Consider the following 515-nt stretch of genomic DNA (forward strand, 5'->3'; position numbering starts at 1 on the left):
TCAGTGATTGTCTGAGTTGCAAGAGCTACCACGCAAGCATTTGCATCTCTGATTGATAAGGTATAAGTTCCTGCTGCAAGACCAGTAAATGAACCGCTTGACTGGTAAGTTCCTCCGTTCATTGAAAACTCATATGGAGCTATACCACCTGCTGGAGTTGTGATTGAAATCGCGCCTGTTGAAGCTCCATTACACAATACATCTGTTTTAGATACACTTGCTGATAATAGAGCTGGCTCAGTGATTGTCTGAGTTGCAAGAGCAACCACGCAAGCATTAGCATCTCTGATTGATAAGGTATAAGTTCCTGCTACAAGACCAGTAAATGAACCACTTGACTGATAAGCTCCTCCGTTCATTGAAAACTCATATGGAGCTACACCACCTGTTGGAGTTGTAATTGATATTGCACCTGTTGAAGCTCCATTACACAATACATCTGTTTTAGATACACTTGCTGATAAAAGAGCTGGCTCTGTGATTGTCTGAGTTGCAAGAGCTACCACGCAAGCATT

At 42.3% G+C, this 515-nt stretch carries 1 protein-coding gene; it reads right to left on the minus strand.

Annotation, left to right across the window (positions count from 1 at the left end; genetic code table 11):
- The coding region (locus J7604_RS26980; protein WP_293903789.1) for a SprB repeat-containing protein at window positions 1–515 on the minus strand (515 nt) is incomplete at both ends.

This window comes from Sporocytophaga sp., assembly GCF_017745095.1.
GTDB lineage: Bacteria > Bacteroidota > Bacteroidia > Cytophagales > Cytophagaceae > Sporocytophaga.